Raw genomic sequence first — 20,274 nt, forward strand, 5'->3', positions numbered from 1 at the left:
TGCAGCACGCCTTTCGCGTCGTAACCGGCCAGCAGACCGATCGCCAGCCCCATCACAAACCCGACGGTGACCGGCTCGCCAAAGGGTCCGAAGCGTTTCTGCACGTCGTCGGCATTAAAATGGATGCGGTTAAGCCCAGGGATTTTTTCGATGATCGTATCGACCAGCACCGCGATCGGCCCGAGGTAAGCGGAGGAACCGTGAGGGATGGCAATGCCGTCGAGGCCGAAAAAGTCTCGCGTGTCTTTGGCAAACCAGTCGCCCAGCTTGTAGACAAACGCCGCGTGCACCACCACGCCGAGGATCCCCAGCCAGTACGAGCCGGTCGCCAGATGCAGCATCGCGCCGGTAAAGGTCATGTGCCAGATATTCCAGATATCGACGTTCACCACTCGCGTCATGCGGGTCACCAGCATCAGGATATTCACCCCGATGGCAATGGGAATGGCGACCAGCGCAATCTGCGAGGCCCAGGTCATCGGCGACGATCCCGGCCAGCCCACGTCCACCACGTGCAGGTTAATCTGGAACTGTTCCGCCATCGCTTTGGCGGCGGGTCCGATGGAGTCGAGCATCAGGCCGATCACCAGCCCAATCCCGACAAAACCGATCCCGATATGCAGCCCCGATTTAAAGCAGTCGCCGAGCTTCATCCCCAGCAGCTTCGAGAAGATGATGATCACTAAAGGCAGCATCACCGTCGGCCCCAAATCGAGGATATAACGCATGATTTCGTTAAACATGGCCTTACCCCTTGAGGATGGTCAGGATTTTTTGCTGCAGGGCTTCAATACCTACACCGGAGATAAACGGCATCCCGTGTACCACCGGAATATCGCCAAAGGTGCGGTCAACCTTCGCGGTGGTGCAGATCAGATCCGCCCCGTCCATGTAGGTTTCGATCTCATTGACCCGACACTGCACCAGATCGAGGGTGATATGGTGGGCATCGCACAGCTCTTTGATCTCTTCTGCGGCCATGGTCGAGGTCGCAACGGCACCGCCACAGGCAACAATCACTTTACGTTTCATAGGGTACTCCTTCTTATTATTGGTGTGTTTATGAGGCCTGTTTGCAGGGTTCAGCGGTCAGGATAGATTCCTGAAACAGTGCCGCCAGCTGGTGGTCAGGCGCGGCAAGCAGCGCCGTAAGCGTGGCTGGGTTCTGTAGTTCACTAAATAACCGACGCAGCAGGGTGAGCTGCGCCGCAGGGTTTTCAACGATCAGCGCGATGATAAGTGACACGGCGATCTCCGCATCATCGTCTGCCTGTTGAAAATTCACCGGGTGGTCCGGACGAATCAGGTAAATGGCCGGTTCTTTCGCGTGGATGGCCTCGCAGTGCGGAATGGCAACCGCATGCTGCTCCAGGGCAATGCCGGTGGGGAAGAACGCTTCCCTTTCCAGCAGCGCGGCAGGGTACGTGGCATGAACCACCCCTTTCGCCAGCATCTCTTCGCCAATATGGGCCAGCGCCTGCTGGCAGGTGGCGAAGGCAATGCCGGTACGGACAAACAGTTTGCTCATGGGTTCTCCGGTTTTCAGGCAGCGTCAGGGGCGCAGCCGTAGCGGTAGGCGCGCAGCACGTCCTGGATTTTATCGAGGATAAGATCCTGCGGCGTGGCCGCGAGCGTCTGGGCGGTTAAGCGTTCAAACTGCACCGGCAGGTACTGGCTGACAAGCCCCAGCGGCAGGGTCAGGTTGCCGAGGTTGGCGATCAGTTTATCCACGCTCTGGCGAATGCGCGGGTGCGGCCAGTAATAGCGAATGCGGTCCGACAGGCTAAAGTGAATATCCACCATCGCCTGACTCCAGGTCGGGCGATAGTATTTTTTCCAGTAATCCGGTTCGTTCAGCATGACTTCATCGATCACCTCCAGCACCCGGCTGCGGTTTTCCGGGGCGATGAGGGCCTCTTCCATCTGCGCGAGGGCAAAAATCGCTTCGCGCAGGGCGAAGGTGAGGGCCGGGCCAACCTTCAGGATTGCAAAGTGATCGCGCACCAGCGCCCGGTATGCCTGGCGTGACTGGTAGTCGGTGGAGTGTGCTTCGTAGACCATTGGGGTCTGGCGGATCCAGCCCGACAGCGCTTCGGCAGCGTGCGGCTGATAGTGTATAATCTGCGTATGGTCGAACTCCACACCGGGCTGCACGACGATGCCGATGACGCGCTCCATCGCTGCATCCAGCCCCAGAGCGTGAAATGCCTGCTGGTGGGTTTCCAGTGTGCGGACGGCATCCTCCACCCGGGTGACGTGCACGCTGTCGATGCTGCCGGCTTCCCCGCCCGGGACCGGTACTTCGGTGCCAATCACGTAGGTCAGCGCCGCTTTTTGCGCATCAGTGGCGGTCTCTTCCGCAGCCTGACATAAGCGCGCTGCCCGCTGGGCCACCACGACGGGATCCAGCGGCACCGGATCGTCGGCGCAGGACATCGACGCATCAAGATGGATCTTGCTAAAGCCTGCCGCTACGTAAGCCTCGATCAGCGCAACGGCTTTCTCCATTGCCGCCTCTGCGGGTTCGTTCTGCCAGCAGTTAGGCCCCAGATGATCGCCGCCGAGGATCAGTCGTTCCGTGGGAAAACCCACTCTGGCGGCAATGGTCAGCACGAAATCGCGGAAGTCGGCAGGCTTCATGCCGGTATAGCCGCCAAATTGATTGACCTGATTGGACGTCGCTTCAATCAGCACTTTATTGTCGGTCGGCAGGTCGAAGCGCAGGGCGGCTTCAATCACCAGCGGATGCGCTGAACAGACCGAACAAATCCCGAGATGCTCTCCCGCCTTGTGACGGGCAATAATATTTTTCACCGTTTCCTCCGGTTAGCGTGGTTTACAGTTTGCCTTCACAGCCGCAGTCATTAATGACTTTGCGTACCACCTCTTTCATGGCGGCTTTGGCGGGGATCATGTAGTGGCGTGGATCGCTGGCATCAGGATGGACGGCCAGGTAGGTTTTCAGCGCGTCAGAGAAAGCGATTTTCAGCTCCGTGGCGACATTAACTTTGCAAATACCCAGACCGATTGCGCGGCGAATGTCGGCCGTCGACAGGCCCGACGCGCCGTGCAGTACCAGTGGGACATCAACCTGATTGCGGATTTCCGCCAGGCGCTCAAAATCGAGTTTTGGCGTGGCGGTATAGAGACCATGGGCGGTGCCGATGGCGACGGCAAGGGAGTCGATGCCGGTGAGCGTGACGAATTCCCGGGCCTGCTGTGGATGGGTATACAGCGCATCTTTGCTGTCGACCACCAGGTCATCTTCCTGACCGCCGAGACGCCCTAGCTCCGCTTCGACGCTAACGTCATAGCGATGGCAGTAGTCTGCGACCCGTTTCACCAGCGCGACGTTGTCGGCAAACGGCAGGTGGGAGCCGTCGATCATCGCCGAGCGTATTCCCGCCTGCACTTTCTGCGCGATATCGTCGAAATCTTCATGATGATCGAGGTGGATCGCCAGCGGCTGGTTGTACGTTTTCGCCAGATCGCCGGCGATGGCAATAATGTTGCCGGTACCGGCGTAGCTGAAGGTACCCGGCGTGCCGGCAACAATCAGCGGGGAACGCAGCTCGGCTGCCGTTTCCACCACCACCTGCAGTGTTTCAAGGTTGTGAATATTGAACGCCGGAACGGCATAACCGCCGTATCGGGCCTTCGTCAGCATCGCTTTGGTCGAAATGATGTACATCCTTCCTCCGAAACCTTTCGTTTATTTACTTCGAAAGAAGATATAGTGTTTCGGAATGCTTTTTTGTGATTGGTATCGTAAAAACGAAAGAATCGAAAGTGAAAGGAAGGTTGCGAAAGAATGAAAGGCAAAAAAAAAGCATGGCCGAAGCCATGCTAAAGGAGGTTTACAGCATTATCAGGTCACAGGTGCCGGGTTAAATACCGCCAGCTGGTTGTGAAGTCCCCATTGATCCGAGAAGGTTTTCTTACGTCCGCTCGCCACATCCAGAATGAAGTGGAACAGCTTCCAGCCCACGTCCTCGATGCTCTCTTCGCCGGTGGCGATGGTGCCTGCGTTGATGTCCATCAGATCATACCAACGGTTGGCAAGTTCAGTGCGGGTCGCCATTTTGATAACCGGCACCGCCATCAGGCCGTACGGCGTGCCGCGACCGGTGGTGAACACCTGGACGGTGATCCCGGAGGCCACCTGCTGGGTGCCGCAGACAAAATCGCTGGCCGGGGTGGCAGCATAAATCAGGCCGCGTTTGGTTGGCCGTTGGCCCGGTGAAAGCACTTCGACGATAGGGCTCTGGCCGGATTTGGCAATCGATCCCAGCGCTTTTTCCACCACGTTGGCCAGGCCGCCTTTCTTGTTGCCTGGAGACGGGTTAGCACTGCGGTCGGTCTTGCCCATGTCGAGATAGTTGTCGTACCAGGCCATCTCTTCCAGCAGGCGTTTACCCACCTCTTCGTTGATGGTGCGCGGGGTTAACAGATGGATGGCGTCGCGCACTTCGGTCACTTCCGAGAACATCACCGTGGCGCCGCAGCGCACAAACAGGTCGGAGGCATAGCCCACCGCCGGGTTAGCCGTCACGCCGGAGAAGGCGTCGCTGCCGCCGCACTGGGTACCCACTACCAGCTCTGATGCCGGGCAGGTTTCACGCTTGCGCTGGTTCAGCTTCGCCAGATGACGTTCCGCAACCTGGAGGATGTCATCCACCATCGAGCGGAAGCCGACGTGCTGCTCATCCTGCAGACGCACAATGCTGGCGCTGTCTGCCGGGATCGCCTGCACGTCTTCAGTGCCCTGCAGCAGTTTTTCGGGCTGGAGTTTTTCGCAGCCGAGGCCCACCACCATCACTTCGCCGCCGAAGTTTGGGTTCAGGGCGAGGTTGTGGATGGTGCGGATCGGCACAATCGCCGCCGGGGCGTTAATCGCTACGCCACAGCCGTAAAGGTGGTTCAGGCCGACGACGCCGTCGACGTTCGGGTATTGTGGCAGCAGATCGCGCTCGATGATCTTCACCACATAGTCGACTACACCGGCGACGCAGTGCACGCTGGTGCTGATGCCCAACAGGTTTTTGGTGCCGACGCTGCCGTCCGCATTGCGGTAGCCTTCAAAGGTGTAACCTTCGAGCGCAGGCAGCGCTTCCGGCACGCGGGTTGCCAGCGGCAGGGTATTGAGCGGCGGGGCTTCCGGCAGCGAGACCAGCGATTCGTCAATCCAGCTGCCCTGCGGGATCGCGCGCACCGCGTAACCGATCACTTCGCCGTAACGCACGATTTCGCCATGTTGGGCAATATCGACCAGCGCCACTTTATGACCTTGTGGAATATGCTCGATAAGTTCGAGTCCGTCCGGGAAACGCGTTCCGGCTTTTAACCCATGATCATTAACAATAATCGCCACGTTATCGGTCTCATGCACCTTAATATAAAACGCGGTTGGCGACTCTTGTCGAATTTCGATATCGGCCATTTTCCAGTATTCTCCAACAAGTGGTAGATAATTAATGTGTAAAAGAGTGCGTATATTTTCTTGTGGTCGGAAATAAAGACTCTGCTCAGTGGAATAAAGAATGTCAGGCGCGGCGAATTGAAAACGTGATCAAGATCACTCATTTTTGACATCAGATCCCGCCAGGGCAGGGCAATGCATAAATCTGTGCATCAGCGCCCAGGGGTTTGTGCATATGCTCAAAATATTATTGTTACAACCCTCTAAGATTGAGCAATGCAACAGTGCGGAGGGTAGGGGTGTTGATTATACTCAATAACGATTTCAATGCGTCTGGTTAATTACCTGATATTGCCTGCTATCGATAAATAATCAGGAATGCCTCTTTCTTAAAATAATAAAAATAACGACATCGATGTGCCAGAGGAAATAAAAATGTTGCTGGATACTACCGTGAGTGCAAAAAAGGGTACACCTACCCGCTACCTGATTCTGTTAATTATCTTTATTGTTACTGCGGTCAATTACGCCGACCGCGCGACGCTCTCTATTGCCGGTACGGCAGTGGCCGAAGAGCTGCATTTAAGCGCGGTGGAGATGGGGTATATCTTCTCCGCCTTCGGCTGGGCCTACCTGCTGATGCAGATCCCCGGCGGCTGGCTGCTGGATAAGTTTGGGTCGAAAAAGGTCTATACCTACAGCCTGTTCTTCTGGTCGCTGTTTACCTTCCTGCAGGGCTTTGTCGACTTCGTCCCGCTGGCGTGGGCCGGTATCTCCATGTTCTTTATGCGCTTTATGCTGGGCTTCTCCGAAGCGCCGTCGTTCCCGGCCAACGCCCGTATTGTGGCGGCCTGGTTCCCGACCAAAGAGCGCGGCACCGCATCGGCGATTTTTAACTCCGCCCAGTACTTCTCGCTGGCGCTGTTCTCTCCGCTGCTCGGCTGGCTGACCTTTGCCTGGGGTTGGGAGCATGTCTTTACCGTGATGGGTGTGATTGGCTTTGTGCTGACCGGCCTGTGGGTGAAGTTAATCCATAACCCAACCGATCATCCGCGGATGACTGCCGAGGAGCTGCAGTTCATCAAGGACGGCGGCGCGGTTGTCGACATGGATCATAAAAAGCCGGGCGATAAAGCGGCAAGCGGTCCTAAGCTGCATTACATCAAACAATTACTGTCGAACCGCATGATGCTGGGCGTGTTTTTCGGTCAATATTTTATCAACACCATCACCTGGTTCTTCCTCACCTGGTTCCCGATTTATCTGGTGCAGGAAAAGGGGATGTCGATTCTGAAGGTCGGTCTGGTGGCTTCGATTCCGGCGCTGTGTGGTTTTGCCGGTGGTGTACTGGGCGGCGTGTTCTCCGATCATCTGATCAAGAAAGGCAAGTCGATTACCCTGGCGCGTAAGCTGCCGATTGTGCTCGGCATGTTGCTGGCATCCACCATTATTCTGTGTAACTACACCAACAACACTGCGCTGGTAGTGGCCCTGATGGCGCTGGCATTCTTCGGTAAAGGTTTTGGTGCCCTGGGCTGGCCGGTGATTTCCGATACCGCGCCAAAAGAGATTATCGGCCTGTGCGGCGGTGTGTTTAACGTCTTTGGCAACGTAGCGTCAATCGTCACGCCGTTGGTGATTGGCTATCTGGTCAGCGAACTGCACTCGTTCAACGCAGCGCTGGTCTTCGTAGGGTGTTCAGCGCTGATGGCGATGTTCTGCTACCTGTTCGTAGTGGGCGACATCAAACGTATGGAATTGCAGAAATAAGCAAAGGTATAAACGATGAGTAACGATATTTTCCCGAACAAATTTAAAGCGGCCCTCGCGGCAAATCAGATTCAGATCGGCTGCTGGTCCGCACTGGCAAGCCCAATCAGCACCGAAGTGCTGGGGCTGGCAGGTTTTGACTGGCTGGTGCTGGACGGTGAACATGCTCCGAACGACGTCACCACGTTTATTCCGCAGCTGATGGCGCTGAAAGGCAGCAACAGCGCGCCAGTGGTTCGCGTCCCGACCAATGAGCCGGTGATCATCAAGCGCCTTCTGGATATCGGCTTCTACAACTTCCTGATCCCGTTTGTGGAAAACGTGGAAGAGGCGGTGCAGGCGGTGGCGTCCACCCGCTATCCACCGGAAGGGATCCGCGGCGTGTCGGTTTCCCATCGCGCCAATATGTTTGGCACTGTGCCGGACTACTTCGCTCAGTCGAACAAGAACATCACCATCCTGGTCCAGATTGAAAGCCAGCAGGGCGTGGACAACGTTGATGCAATTGCCGCCACTGACGGCGTAGACGGCATCTTCGTCGGCCCTAGCGACCTGGCGGCGGCCTTTGGCCACCTCGGCAATGCCAACCACCCAGAGGTGCAGCGCGCCATTCAGCATATTTTTGCCCGCGCGAAAGCCCATGGTAAACCGTGCGGCATCCTGGCTCCGGTTGAGGCCGATGCCCGTCGCTATCTGGAATGGGGGGCGACCTTCGTTGCCGTCGGCAGCGATCTCGGCGTCTTCCGCTCTGCGACCCAGAAGTTAGCTGATTCCTTTAAAAAATAACCACCACTGAATAAAGAGAGAGACGCAATTATGACACTGAAAGTTGGTTTTATTGGCCTGGGCATCATGGGTAAACCAATGAGTAAAAACCTCATTAAAGCAGGTTACTCACTGGTGGTTTCTGACCGCAATCCTGAGGTGGTGGCTGAGCTTATCGCCGCAGGTGCCGAGACCGCGACCACCGCAAAAGGCATTGCCGAGCAGTGTGATGTGATCATCACCATGCTGCCAAACTCCCCGCACGTGAAAGAGGTGGCGCTGGGTGAGAACGGCATCATCGACGGTGCCAAACCGGGTACCGTACTGATCGACATGAGCTCCATCGCTCCCCTGGCGAGCCGCGAAATCAGCGATGCGCTGAAAGTAAAAGGCGTGCAGATGCTGGATGCGCCGGTCAGCGGTGGTGAACCGAAAGCTATCGACGGCACCCTGTCCGTGATGGTGGGCGGTGACAAGGCGATTTTTGACCAGTATTACGACCTGCTGAAAGCGATGGCCGGTTCCGTGGTGCACACCGGGGATATTGGTGCGGGTAACGTCACCAAGCTGGCAAACCAGGTGATTGTGGCGCTGAACATTGCCGCAATGTCCGAAGCGCTGACCCTGGCCACTAAAGCGGGCGTCAACCCGGATCTGGTGTACCAGGCCATTCGTGGTGGTCTGGCAGGTAGCACCGTGCTGGATGCCAAAGCGCCAATGGTCATGGATCGTAACTTCAAGCCAGGTTTCCGTATTGATTTGCACATCAAGGATCTGGCGAACGCCCTGGACACCTCCCACGGCGTCGGCGCGCAGCTGCCGCTAACCGCCGCAGTAATGGAAATGATGCAGGCACTGCGTGCTGACGGTCATGGCAACGACGACCACAGCGCTATCGCGTGCTATTACGAAAAACTGGCGAAAGTCGAAGTCTCTCGCTAACAAAAACGGGCGCGGTAACGCGCCCGCTATTTTTGCCTCAAGCGGTAACAGGCTATAACTATGAAAATCGTAATCGCCCCTGACTCTTATAAAGAAAGCCTGTCTGCCACCGAGGTAGCGCAGGCGATAGAAAAAGGCTTTCGGGAAATCTTTCCCGATGCAGAGTATGTTTCTGTTCCCGTTGCAGATGGCGGAGAAGGAACGGTTGAAGCGATGATTGCTGCCACTCACGGCACGGTACAGCACGCAGTCGTGACCGGGCCGCTGGGCGAAAAGGTCGATGCCTGCTGGGGGATTTCCGGCGATGGCGTGACGGCCTTCATTGAGATGGCCGCGGCGAGCGGACTGGTGCTGGTTCCTCCGGCGCAGCGCGACCCCCTTATCACGACTTCCCGCGGTACCGGGGAGCTGATCCTTGCGGCGCTGGATAAAGGTGCGCGCAATATCATTATTGGGATTGGCGGCAGCGCCACCAACGACGGCGGTGCCGGGATGGTGCAAGCCCTCGGCGCAAAACTGACCGACGCTAACGGCACTGAGATCGGCCACGGCGGCGGCAGCCTGATGGCACTGAACAACATTGATATTTCGGCGCTCGATCCGCGCCTCAAATCCTGCGCCATTCGCGTGGCCTGCGACGTGAGCAATCCGCTGGTCGGCGAGCAGGGTGCATCCCGGATCTTCGGCCCGCAGAAAGGGGCCACCGAAGCGATCATCGTCGAACTCGACAACAACCTCGGGCATTTTGCCGACGTGATTAACGCCTCACTGCACATCGACGTCAAAAACGTCCCCGGTGCGGGCGCGGCAGGCGGTATGGGCGCGGCGCTGATGGCTTTCCTCGGTGCAGAGCTGAAAAGCGGCATCGAAATTGTCACCCAGGCACTCAACCTCGAAGAACATATTCATGACTGCACCTGGGTAGTGACCGGTGAAGGGCGGCTGGACAGTCAAAGCATTCATGGCAAAGTCCCGGTGGGCGTGGCGAGTGTCGCCAAAAAGTACCATAAGCCGGTGATTGGTATCGCAGGCAGTCTGACCAACGATGTGGGTATCGTGCACCAGTATGGCATCGACGCGGTGTTCAGCGTCCTGACCCGTATCAGCACCCTGGAAGAGGCGTTCCGCGGCGCGTTTGACAATATTTATCGCGCCTCGCGCAATATTGCCGCCACCCTGCAGGTAGGGATGCGCACGGAAGGGTGACAGCAGCGGCTAAACCCTCTATACTGCGCGCCGAAGCTGACCAGACAGTCGCCGCTTCGTCGTCGTCCCTTTCGGGGGAGACGGGCGGAGGGGAGGAAAGTCCGGGCTCCATAGGGCAGGGTGCCAGGTAACGCCTGGGGGGGAAACCCACGACCAGTGCAACAGAGAGCAAACCGCCGATGGCCCACGCAAGTGGGATCAGGTAAGGGTGAAAGGGTGCGGTAAGAGCGCACCGCGCGGCTGGTAACAGTCCGTGGCACGGTAAACTCCACCCGGAGCAAGGCCAAATAGGGGTTCATAAGGTACGGCCCGTACTGAACCCGGGTAGGCTGCTTGAGCCAGTGAGCGATTGCTGGCCTAGATGAATGACTGTCCAACGACAGAACCCGGCTTATCGGTCAGCTTCAACTCATTCAAAAACAATACGTTGGTGTGTCTCAGGCCTTCATAGGTGAAAATGTGACACAGACTGTGATACAAACGAGGCACACCAACGGCTGTTCCATCCCGAATATTCTAAAGCGTGGCAACCGCTACAACCTTCATTTCCGACTGCCTTCAGGCGGCTTTTTTCGCATGTCCTTAGGTTGCGATTCAGTCAGCAGAGCAAGGTTTATATCTTCCCGCTTAGCAAATGACCTAAGGGCTGCCGCTTGCATCGGCGTAGCCCTTTTTGTTTTCTCAGTTTATCCCTTGGATAACCCGCGATATTATACAAAAGTATAACAAAAATAATGTAATTAAGAGCAATAAACAATCACTACGTACTTTAGTCAGCACTAACTTTCACTTATGAAATCCCGCAGCATCTACCAGCCAATCTAAACCCTCAGCACTAATACGTTTCATTATTTCTTCTAAGGCGAGAGCATCTGGATTATCAAACGCATTTTGCATCATTGAATACAGTTGAGCAGAACAGAGAAGGCACATCCTGCTCAGTGATGAAGCAAGGCAAATACTTTCGTTTGCTTCATCTTCGGTCTGATATATCTCTCCATGAACCAAAATAGAACGGGCTCTGTATACTTTGAGGGCCTGATCGTAGACTTGGTGATCGCCGTCACAACCGAATGCGTCCAGAATATTCTTGATTCTTCCTGCAAATACTTTAGTGCGTCCCGACTCAAATTTTCCGAAGAATAATCGCTCAATTGCAGATACGTACTTAACAATACTCGAAGAAGGGTTTGAATCCGTTGCCGCGTCTCCAAACCAATTAATAGCATCAATGAGACGTTGATGGAGATGACTGGTTTCTATGGGATTGACTATTGGTAACAAGGCAGAACCAAGGATTGCTAACTCTAAATCGCATTTCATCAATGCCTTATACCAATTGATTATCCCGACAGGTCCTAAAGAATTAGCGCCGACACTTGCGTGAATTACACCATCCGCGTCAGAGTATAAATGAGCTGTATGTAAGGCATTACTTCGAGACCATGCTAGTCTGATTTTCCGAGTTGGTTCAGCCCCCAAGAGGATACGGATAATATGAATTGCCAATTCAGTTGCTTGGATGGCCCGTTCCTGAGAGGTCACTTCGTCACAATCAGTGACTTTAATACTTGCAACCCACGGATAGTCTTTATATATCTTGATAGCGCGTTTCTGAAATTCTCCAACAAATTTTCTTGATTCATCTGGGGTGGGCACATTCTCTCGAAAGAATCCTTGAGTGATCGCAGCAGTTACACTCTTAATATGAGCATTCGTGTTTATATCAACGCTATGTCTGAACACTGACTTTTTGTCCTTGAAGAACATGGTGTTTTGAGTGAATGTGACTGGACCAACGGTAAACTCTGTGGGAGCATCATCGCCGAAGAGTACGCATGGTAGGTAGTGTTCCCTGACTACGAGCTTATTTCTTAAAATTGCTAAAGCATCTTGGAGAACCATCATCGCCGTCTCCTGATTAGCTTCATGTGCTTCCTGCAATACCTTTGATACAAAAGCATCAGTTACGGCTTTTCTTGCTTGTTGGCTACTTACGCGACGACCCAAGCAGGTGTCCAATTTAAGAGCCAAATCTGCAAGTTCACCTAACTTGTTCCATGCGATAGAACCACACTGGAGGTTACCACTTCCTTTCGGATGGGGGATTTGGCAGAAAGCCTCTCTGGGATGTTTGCGTAAGTAGGCCATCAGTTCATTGGGCGGCATTTTTGCAAATCGAAGGAGTTGTCGATTAATAAATTCAATACATTTCAACGCTCGTTTAGCTACATTTTCTTTCGTCACTGCGTTCATTTGATAAATATACACTCCACTGAAAATGACCTGAGTATGGATTAGATGCGAAAGAGGCTGTAATTTTAAGCTATATTCACGGCTGAAAATATATCAGCATCAGTACAAACCAGTAGGTTTTATAGCTATATTATTCCGCTACGATGTTCCAATTCCGCTTTATGGTTGGAAGGCTTACACCTAATTCAAGAGCTGCTTTGGACTGGCTCAAACCATTAGCTTTGGCTCTTTGAACACGTTCTCGTGTGTCTGTAGCAACAGGACGGCCTAACCGTTTTCCTTCCTTTTTTGCACGATCAAGTCCTTCTTTGGTTCGTTCTATTATTCGGGATTTTTCGAACTCAGCGAAAGCAGAGAACATTTGTAGGATTAACTTTCCTTCTGCACTCGTGAGATTACGAACGGGCAGATCCAATGAAACAACATCAATGCCACGCTTAACAAGCATATCAATAGTTTGTTGTACGTCTATGTTATCACGGCCCAAACGGTCTAGTTTGAGCACGATAAGCCGATCACCTGACTCCAGCTTGTGATTCACCATATCGGCAAAAGCTTTACGCTTCATTGCCTGTACCCCACCGGAAACAACTTCCGACACTACACAGTTATCGAGTACATCATAACCCGCCTGACGGATCTCTATGATTTGGTTTTCGGTCGCTTGCTCGCTGGTGGACACACGACAATATGCAAAAGCACGGCTCATAAAATCCTCTTAAGTGGTATCAAAAACGGTATCATAATTGATCGTTGGTATCATTATATCAATAGGGTAATTTATTGATGCCAGTTTTAAGGGGGATAGATTGGTATCGTAAAACGTTCAATTGTTGATACCAAATTAAATTCTTGGTTCAACATCAGATAAAGAGCACAGCACTATTGTCTAAATATACCAACTACTTGCCATTAGAACTTGCATGATAGTATGTACCTGTCACGCTGAACTGAGGTGTATCATCAATGAACAACCCCCACCGTTTTATGAATGGCGATGAAGATAAGACTGAAGAAATAATAAGTACCATTCTTCGCTTCGGAATAAAGGAGGAAATGCTTACCAGAATTAGCGGGCTGATGATTTTGCAGCTTTATGGTTCTTTCATGTCCAGAAGCGAAAACCCGTTCATTATCGTTGATGAAATTTCTAGCCTTGAGGGTAATCCCATGCGAGGTGAAAGCAAAACCAAACCACCGACGATGTTTAACCGGAAACCTTATCTTCGGGGACTATGGCACAAGCACTATCACGGTGCTGGTGTAGATGTTATGGCTCGGAATATACAAATCGCTCTTAAAAATTATGGTTTACCGCGATTAGAAGCAGAGGTCGAAAAAGTCATGAAATCTGGTGAAGAGCGATATTTTACTGCTGAAGATGCGGCCCTGATCGCTCATGAGGCTGTAAGGGAGAATTGGTTGCGACGTGCCAACGAACAGAGAATCACAGGGCACTGGATTATTTATGCCATCCATGAAGGTAAAAATCACTATCTGAGCCTTGGTCGGCATACCGATGATGAGGCCGAGCTAAGGCGGCAAATCGAAACCGCGTGCCTATTCCAGTTCCCTTTTTTATCAGACATACTTTGTCCGCTCACGGAATGAGCTTGAACATTGTTCACTATAACTACCAGCAACCCCTCACGGATATTTTGTAAAGATCGAGAGCCACTTTTACGAGAAAAAAGAACCTGCCTGACCGATCAGACATTGCGGGGCTGATATTTTTCTTCTGTGGGCAATTTCGGGAAGGAGTATTCTTGGAATCTTCGCTTCGGTGGGGCTAAGCCGCCGGGAATTTTACCCGTCAGACTATATGACAAATCAGTTAAACATGCAGTTGCCACCAGACGGCGCATCGATGAAAAGCTGCCCTTCTTCATCTTGGATGGCGGTGTCCGATACCAGGTTAAAAGTCGTATTCATCGGCGACATCATGCCCCGCAAACCTGAATGGTTCGCGTGTATTTCTGGTGGTAATTTTGAACACATTGTCGATGAAATGCTTTTCAAACACCCGGATAAGCGAAGCATTGCGGGTGGCATTGATTCTGTTGCGGACATCATGAGGCTCAAGGATATTGACGCTGTACCGCTGATTAATGGCATTTTGTTCCTTAAACCTGCTCAGCCTCGCGCGGGTATCATCACTGAACTTCCCGGTAGTCCATAGTTCTACGGTAATATCAGCCCCTGAATATTCGCGGAGTGCATGCATTCTGAATACCTTGATCTGATGTCCTATCCAGTGCTTAACATCCTCATCTCTGACCGTTGAATATGGCTTGTAGCCCTTGCATTCGATGAATGTGACCCGGGAATTCCCTTGGCGTGCAAAAACATCACAGTCAGCCTCCTTTCCGTCGCCTGATTTGCATAAACTCCCGATATCTACAATAGGGTGGTCCAGACGAACTGCTTCGGCCACGATGTACTCAAACAAATCCCCCTGCAACTGGGTAGTTGCACCTTCTATACGCGAGAGCTTAGACATAATTTCGTCGATAGCGGTTATATTCCTTCCCAGGTTCAGTGACATGTGGCTAATCAGTTCTTGTAGCTGGATAAGCGCCTCAGCCAGATCCTTGCCAAATAGTGATTCAGGTGTGGCCGGGATGATTCCTGCCTGCTTTAGCGCCTGGAATGCTTCCGCAGAATATTCATTTGCAATGAACATAAAAAGGCATCGGGGACTGTTGTTAAGGCTGCTGATAGAACGGCATTTCGTAATGAAGGGCTGCACATGCTGCAAACTCAGAGTGAAACCCAACAGCAGATCACACACAAAGAATCCCGGACGGGTTTCCCCCGTCTTCGTAAACTGGAGAAGTGGGTTTAGGTACGAGGCGGCTGAGATATCGAAACAGAAACTCGAGACACATGGCATCTGATCTACCGTAACTGTCTCGCGGGTTCGCAAGGTATCGTAGCTGATGATTCCGGTATTTTTCACCCACTGTCCGACAGCTTTCATCAGAACAGATTCAGTCGTCAGACGTGCTTTTAAGTAAGGGATTGCACGATGATATGCTTCGTCATTTTTTTCTGTCAGTGCGACACAATTGCCAACTGAAACCAGATTCACTATCCGTACCATCTTTTGCTGGACTAATCCTTCCAGGACTGTGGTCCACGAAAGTCTCTTTTTCATGGCTACCGGCGAGCCACAAGCAGCCGCAAAATGCTCGAGTTTGAGAATTCCCCCACGTGCCCGCAGGCAGCTCAATGCCAGTCCATATGCTGAACCGGATTCAAGCAGTGCAGTCGTCAGGTTTCGCCAGTAGCGCCCCGAACCATACTGTTTAGCCAGATAGATGAAACGTTCACGCTTTGGAAAGAGGCGGTCAACGCAGTGTAGCTGACCAGTAGTTACCGCACGTGAAACCTGCTTTCGGGCAGTCACGTTGTTTATCGCCGATTTTTTTACCATTTCATCTACGAGGACCGAGCTCAAACAGGGGCCCGTTTTCTCAAGGAGGGAAGAGATTAACTGTGTCATCAGTACTCCGTCACACTGCGTATTTAATAATTACAATACACACTTCTGTGAGACAAACAAAGAATGATAAATACTTCATGTATTACATGTGGTTAGATACGTAAAAATGGCTGTAGCATTTAAGTTGTCACAATGGCAACAAAATTAAGTGATTATCCTGTTTAGATTATCAACATCGGGTCCTGCTTCTTCCTGTTCTGACACACTAAATTTTCGCTTGTATGTGCAGGAGAGTGGTTGGGTTTTGTCCCGGCCTGTTAACCTGCTTTATCTGCAATACAAACTGCGATACAGTCTGCGACACAAGACAACTTCAGCGCCATAGATGCCTGACGTATAGATGAACGAAGCCGGCTTATCGGTCAGCTTCACCTCTTCAAGAGAAACCCGCTTCGGCGGGTTTTTTGCTTTCTGGCATCCCCCTGAGAGATGAACCAATTCTCATATTTGCGACAATAAGCACATTTCACTGTTTTTCGTTAAAACATCACCCTGTACTAAATGTGAGTGGTCTGCATCACAAAATTACGCGCTATAAAATCGCCATTTTCCAGTGTTAAGTTGATGTTGTTTTTGTTGCGTGTTCGTGATGACTTTTGTCATTCATTAACCATATATTGATGTTCAATGCATTTGCCTCATGAATGATGTGATGCGCGCCACGCTTTATTCCCGCTCAACCGTTTAATGATTAACTTATTTGATAATTTACATCTTTTTTTACTTAGATTAACGACTATTTATTACTCTTTAATTGCCTGAAATATCACCTTTATTGCGCGAGTAAATTGTCATTAGGCCTCCGAGGTTATCGCCATAAAATAAATTTATCTCGGCGGTTTTTGTTGATCGATATCAGGCAAAATAGCGGTGGGTTAATTTTAAGATGTTGTTTTTTAAAGTTTAATTTAGGTGTTTTTAGTGGGGCTCTATAAAAGGAAAAGTAATTTGTGAGTAACAGCACATACCCTCGTTATCAATAATGGTTAGAATTCTGCATCGGGATAAGGAAATAAGCGCAGAATATGATGAACACTATTATTCTACCGAAGACGCAGCATCTGGTCGTATTTCAGGAAGTCATTAAAAGTGGATCCATCGGGTCTGCTGCCAGACAGCTGGGCCTGACGCAGCCGGCGGTCAGCAAAATCATCAACGATATCGAATCCTACTTCGGCGTTGAGCTGATCGTGCGTAAGAACACCGGCGTGAAGCTGACCAGTGCCGGGCAGACCTTACTCGCGTACTCCGAATCCATCACCCGTGAAATGAAGAACATGGTCAGCGAGATGAACACGCTGAGCTTTAGCACCGTTATCGATGTGTCGTTTGGCTACCCGTCGCTGATTGGCTTTACCTTTCTCTCCAGCATGATCAAGACGTTCAAGGAAGTGTTCCCGAAAGCGCGCGTATCAATGTTCGAAGCGCAGCTCTCCTCCTTCCTGCCTGCGATCCGCGACGGCAGACTGGATTTTGCTATTGGCACCCTGAGCGATGAAATGCTGCTGCAGGATCTGCACGTTGAGCCCCTGTTTGAATCTGAATTTGTGCTGGTGGCTAGCCGTTCACGAACATGCACCGGCCCGACTACCCTGGCATCGCTCACCCATGAGCAGTGGGTGATGCCGCAAACCGATATGGGCTACTACAAAGAACTGCTAACCACCCTTCAGAACAACCACATCAGAATTGAAAACATCGTCCAGACCGATTCCGTTGTCACTATCTATAACCTGGTGCTTAACGCCGATTATCTCACGGTGATCCCGCGCGACATGATTGCGCCCTTCGGTTCGGATCAATTTGTAGTACTGCCGGTCGAAGAGAAATTACCTGTTGCGCGCTATGCGGCGGTATGGTCCAAAAATTACCGTATTAAAAAATCCGCTTCGGTATTAGTCGAACTTGCGAAGCAATATTCTGCTCAGAATAGCGAAAGGCGAAAACAACCCGAAAGAGTAGAATAAATAACCCAACGCTAAAGATATACACCTCAGGCGAATATCAATGGTTCGCCGATGGCTGGATTTTGTCTACAGAACATTAATGATTATAAAGAGGATTATATGCACATTACTTATGACCTTCCGGTAACGATTGAAGATATTCAGGCTGCCCGCAAACGACTGGCTGGAAAAATTTATAAAACCGGTATGCCGCGATCTAATTATTTAAGCGAACGTTGCAAAGGTGAAATATACCTCAAATTTGAAAATATGCAGCGTACCGGCTCCTTTAAAATTCGCGGTGCGTTTAATAAGTTAAGCTCGCTGACCGAAGCGGAAAGACGCAAAGGCGTGGTGGCCTGTTCTGCGGGTAACCATGCGCAGGGTGTATCACTCTCCTGCGCGATGTTGGGCATCGACGGTAAAGTGGTCATGCCGATGGGCGCACCTAAATCCAAAGTCGCCGCCACGCGTGACTACTCGGCAGAGGTGGTGCTCCACGGCGAGAACTTCAACGACACCATCGCCAAAGTCAGCGAAATTGTTGAGATGGAAGGCCGGATCTTTATCCCACCGTACGACGATGCATTCGTCATCGCCGGGCAGGGAACGATTGGTCTGGAAATCCTGGAAGACCTGTACGACGTGGATAACGTGATTGTCCCCATTGGCGGTGGCGGATTAATAGCCGGTATTGCCACGGCGATTAAATCCATTAACCCAACCATCAATATTATCGGCGTTCAGGCTGAAAATGTGCACGGCATGGCGGCCTCGTATTATGCCGGGGAAATTATGAACCACCGCACCACCGGGACATTAGCCGACGGCTGCGATGTCTCCCATCCGGGTAAAATAACGTTCGAAATCGTGCGCGAATTAGTGGATGACATCGTTCTGGTCAGTGAAGACGATATTCGCAACAGCATGGTGGCCCTGATTCAGCGAAATAAAGTGGTTACCGAAGGCGCAGGCGCGCTGGCTACAGCGGCGCTATTAAGCGGCAAACTGGACCACTATATTCAGGGCCGGAAAACCGTAAGCATTATTTCCGGCGGCAATATCGATCTCTCCCGCGTTTCGCATATTACTGGCTTAGTTGACGCATAAAAGGATTTCCTATGAGCAATACTGAAAGCATTATCGTTGGCCAGACAAAAACGTCGTCCTGGCGAAAATCCGATACCACCTGGACACTCGGATTATTTGGTACGGCGATTGGGGCCGGGGTTTTATTCTTCCCTATCCGCGCCGGGTTTGGCGGCCTGATCCCTATTTTACTGATGCTGGTGCTGGCCTTCCCGATTGCCTTCTACTGCCACCGTGCGCTGGCGCGTTTGTGCCTCTCAGGCAGCAATCCGTCCGGTAACATCACTGAGACAGTTGAGGAGCACTTCGGCAAAACCGGCGGGGTGGTGATCACCTTCCTCTACTTCTTTGCAATTTGCCCGCTGCTGTGGATTTACGGTGTCACCATTACCAACTCCTTTATGACCTTCTGGGAAAACCAGCTCCAGATGCCGGCCCTGAACCGTGGCTTCGTGGCTCTGTTCCTGCTGCTGCTGATGGCATTCGTCATCTGGTTTGGTAAAGACCTGATGGTGAAAGTGATGAGCTGGCTGGTGTTCCCGTTCATTGCCAGCCTGGTGCTGATCTCTCTGTCGCTGATCCCTTACTGGAACTCTGCCGTGATCGACCAGGCGAGCCTGAGCGATATCTCCTTTACCGGGCACGATGGCATTCTGGTTACCGTCTGGCTGGGAATTTCGATCATGGTCTTCTCTTTCAACTTCTCACCTATCGTCTCCTCGTTTGTGGTGTCGAAACGTGAAGAGTACGAAGGGGAGTTTGGTAAAGAGTACACCGAGCAGAAATGTTCCAAAATCATCGGCCGCGCCAGCATGCTGATGGTCGCCGTGGTGATGTTCTTCGCCTTTAGCTGCCTGTTTACGCTCTCTCCGCAGAACATGGCGGAAGCCAAAGCACAGAACATTCCGGTGCTCTCTTACCTGGCAAACCACTTTGCTTCCATGTCAGGTTCGAAATCGACCTTTGCCACCGTGCTGGAATACGGTGCGTCCATTATCGCGCTGGTCGCTATTTTCAAATCCTTCTTTGGCCACTATCTGGGGACGCTGGAAGGGCTGAACGGTCTGGTACTGAAATTCGGCTACAAGGGTGACAAGAAGAAAGTCTCCGTCGGCAAACTGAACACCATCAGCATGGTCTTCATCATGGGCTCTACCTGGGTGGTGGCTTATGCCAACCCGAACATTCTCGACCTTATCGAAGCCATGGGCGCACCGATTATTGCTTCCCTGCTGTGCCTGCTGCCGATGTTTGCCATCCGTAAAGTTCCTGCCCTGGCGAAGTTCAGAGGCAGAACCGAGAACATCTTCGTTACCGTGATTGGTCTGCTGACCATTCTGAACATCGTCTACAAACTGTTCTGATTTGAGCTCAGG

Annotated in this window: 17 protein-coding genes and 1 other RNA gene; 9 read left to right on the forward strand and 9 right to left on the reverse strand. The window is 51.9% G+C overall.

Annotation, left to right across the window (positions count from 1 at the left end):
* The 6 genes from ACRDD5_RS12320 to garD all read right to left on the reverse strand — a co-directional run.
* The coding region (locus ACRDD5_RS12320; protein ID WP_438676918.1) for a PTS transporter subunit IIC at window positions 1-743 on the reverse strand (743 nt) is incomplete at its 3' end.
* Between the two features lie 4 nt (window positions 744-747).
* The gene (gene gatB / locus ACRDD5_RS12325; RefSeq protein ID WP_271284403.1) at window positions 748-1,032 is read right to left on the reverse strand and encodes a PTS galactitol transporter subunit IIB; all 285 of its coding nucleotides are present in this window, start codon (window positions 1,030-1,032) and stop codon (window positions 748-750) included.
* A gap of 28 nt (window positions 1,033-1,060) precedes the next feature.
* Window positions 1,061-1,528, reverse strand: coding sequence for a PTS galactitol transporter subunit IIA (gene gatA, locus ACRDD5_RS12330; protein ID WP_438676919.1), 468 nt, complete (start codon window positions 1,526-1,528; stop codon window positions 1,061-1,063).
* A gap of 14 nt (window positions 1,529-1,542) precedes the next feature.
* Window positions 1,543-2,814: a tagatose-bisphosphate aldolase subunit GatZ gene (gene gatZ, locus ACRDD5_RS12335; RefSeq protein ID WP_438676920.1), complete on the reverse strand. Its 1,272-nt coding sequence runs from the start codon at window positions 2,812-2,814 to the stop codon at window positions 1,543-1,545.
* 22 nt (window positions 2,815-2,836) lie between these two features.
* Window positions 2,837-3,691, reverse strand: a complete 855-nt coding sequence (locus ACRDD5_RS12340) for a tagatose bisphosphate family class II aldolase (RefSeq protein WP_438676921.1) — start codon at window positions 3,689-3,691, stop codon at window positions 2,837-2,839.
* Window positions 3,692-3,868: 177 nt separating this feature from the next.
* Window positions 3,869-5,440 carry a galactarate dehydratase gene (gene garD, locus ACRDD5_RS12345; protein ID WP_438676922.1) on the reverse strand — a complete coding sequence of 524 codons (1,572 nt, stop codon included), beginning with the start codon at window positions 5,438-5,440 and terminating at the stop codon, window positions 3,869-3,871.
* A 414-nt stretch (window positions 5,441-5,854) separates the two neighbouring features.
* Here garD and ACRDD5_RS12350 point away from each other — a divergent pair, with 414 nt between their 5' ends.
* The 5 genes from ACRDD5_RS12350 to rnpB all read left to right on the forward strand — a co-directional run bounded on the left by ACRDD5_RS12350 (window position 5,855) and on the right by rnpB (window position 10,512).
* Window positions 5,855-7,189: an MFS transporter gene (locus ACRDD5_RS12350; RefSeq protein WP_271284408.1), complete on the forward strand. Its 1,335-nt coding sequence runs from the start codon at window positions 5,855-5,857 to the stop codon at window positions 7,187-7,189.
* Between the two features lie 15 nt (window positions 7,190-7,204).
* The gene (gene garL, locus ACRDD5_RS12355) at window positions 7,205-7,975 is read left to right on the forward strand and encodes a 2-dehydro-3-deoxyglucarate aldolase (RefSeq protein ID WP_438676923.1); all 771 of its coding nucleotides are present in this window, start codon (window positions 7,205-7,207) and stop codon (window positions 7,973-7,975) included.
* Window positions 7,976-8,005: 30 nt separating this feature from the next.
* Window positions 8,006-8,896: a 2-hydroxy-3-oxopropionate reductase gene (garR, locus tag ACRDD5_RS12360; protein WP_271284410.1), complete on the forward strand. Its 891-nt coding sequence runs from the start codon at window positions 8,006-8,008 to the stop codon at window positions 8,894-8,896.
* A 60-nt stretch (window positions 8,897-8,956) separates the two neighbouring features.
* Window positions 8,957-10,102, forward strand: a complete 1,146-nt coding sequence (gene garK / locus ACRDD5_RS12365) for a glycerate 2-kinase (protein WP_271284411.1) — start codon at window positions 8,957-8,959, stop codon at window positions 10,100-10,102.
* Between the two features lie 32 nt (window positions 10,103-10,134).
* An RNA gene (rnpB, locus tag ACRDD5_RS12370) (RNase P RNA component class A) lies at window positions 10,135-10,512 on the forward strand.
* 376 nt (window positions 10,513-10,888) lie between these two features.
* On the opposite strand, the gene ACRDD5_RS12375 is transcribed toward rnpB, so the two are convergent.
* A complete protein-coding gene (locus ACRDD5_RS12375) occupies window positions 10,889-12,358 on the reverse strand; it encodes a hypothetical protein (RefSeq protein ID WP_438676924.1) in 1,470 nt (489 codons plus the stop codon).
* Between the two features lie 130 nt (window positions 12,359-12,488).
* Window positions 12,489-13,067 (reverse strand): recombinase family protein, encoded by a 579-nt coding sequence (locus tag ACRDD5_RS12380; RefSeq protein ID WP_438676925.1) that lies wholly within the window; start codon window positions 13,065-13,067, stop codon window positions 12,489-12,491.
* Window positions 13,068-13,324: 257 nt separating this feature from the next.
* Between ACRDD5_RS12380 and ACRDD5_RS12385 the strand changes: the two genes are divergently transcribed.
* Entirely contained in the window at window positions 13,325-13,969 is a 645-nt protein-coding gene (locus tag ACRDD5_RS12385; protein ID WP_438676926.1) for a hypothetical protein, read from the forward strand.
* Window positions 13,970-14,273: 304 nt separating this feature from the next.
* Here ACRDD5_RS12385 and ACRDD5_RS12390 read toward each other — a convergent pair whose 3' ends face one another.
* Window positions 14,274-15,863 (reverse strand): hypothetical protein, encoded by a 1,590-nt coding sequence (locus ACRDD5_RS12390; RefSeq protein ID WP_438676927.1) that lies wholly within the window; start codon window positions 15,861-15,863, stop codon window positions 14,274-14,276.
* Window positions 15,864-16,891: 1,028 nt separating this feature from the next.
* On the opposite strand from ACRDD5_RS12390, the gene tdcA reads away from it, so the two are divergent.
* The 3 genes from tdcA (at window position 16,892) to tdcC (ending at window position 20,262) form a co-directional block, all read left to right on the forward strand.
* Window positions 16,892-17,830 (forward strand): transcriptional regulator TdcA, encoded by a 939-nt coding sequence (tdcA, locus tag ACRDD5_RS12395; RefSeq protein ID WP_438676963.1) that lies wholly within the window; start codon window positions 16,892-16,894, stop codon window positions 17,828-17,830.
* A gap of 99 nt (window positions 17,831-17,929) precedes the next feature.
* Window positions 17,930-18,919: a bifunctional threonine ammonia-lyase/L-serine ammonia-lyase TdcB gene (tdcB, locus tag ACRDD5_RS12400; protein WP_438676928.1), complete on the forward strand. Its 990-nt coding sequence runs from the start codon at window positions 17,930-17,932 to the stop codon at window positions 18,917-18,919.
* Window positions 18,920-18,930: 11 nt separating this feature from the next.
* Window positions 18,931-20,262: a threonine/serine transporter TdcC gene (tdcC, locus tag ACRDD5_RS12405; protein WP_438676929.1), complete on the forward strand. Its 1,332-nt coding sequence runs from the start codon at window positions 18,931-18,933 to the stop codon at window positions 20,260-20,262.
* The last annotated feature ends 12 nt before the right edge of the window (window positions 20,263-20,274 follow it).

This window comes from Silvania sp., assembly GCF_051656365.1.
In the GTDB taxonomy this organism is placed as follows: Bacteria; Pseudomonadota; Gammaproteobacteria; order Enterobacterales; family Enterobacteriaceae; genus Enterobacter; species Enterobacter hatchlandensis.